This window comes from Vogesella mureinivorans (assembly GCF_007644035.1).
Taxonomy (GTDB): domain Bacteria; phylum Pseudomonadota; class Gammaproteobacteria; order Burkholderiales; family Chromobacteriaceae; genus Vogesella; species Vogesella mureinivorans.
This window is the reverse complement of sequence record NZ_VMTV02000334.1, coordinates 1-299: the sequence shown is the minus strand read 5'-3', so window position 1 is coordinate 299 and position 299 is coordinate 1. Positions and strand designations below refer to the sequence as shown.

The following is a 299-nucleotide window of genomic DNA, read 5'->3' as shown; positions in this document are numbered from 1 at the left end:
CCGGCGCTGGGCAGGGCGACGCGTAGCCAGCAGCTGGAGGTGTCGTCCAGGCGGGCGCCGGTGTGGGGGTGTTCGTCGGGGCGCTGCCAGTGGAACTGGATTTTGATGCGGCCGAGGGTGTCGGTGTGGACTTCTTCGCCGGCGGGGCCGACGACGGTGGCGGTCTGGGCGCCGGGGGCGGTGGGTTTGGCGTGGGGGGTGTGGGCGTAGTCGGGGGTGAGCGGGATGCCGCGGCGCTGGGCGTCGAAGGTGGTGTGGAAGGCGGGGCTATCCTGGGTGGGCCGCAGGCTGGCAGGCAG

1 pseudogene is annotated in these 299 nt (G+C 73.6%); it reads right to left on the bottom strand.

The features are described from left to right. Window positions 1–299, bottom strand: a pseudogene (locus tag FLQ44_RS10130) (type VI secretion system tip protein VgrG); the annotation flags it as partial.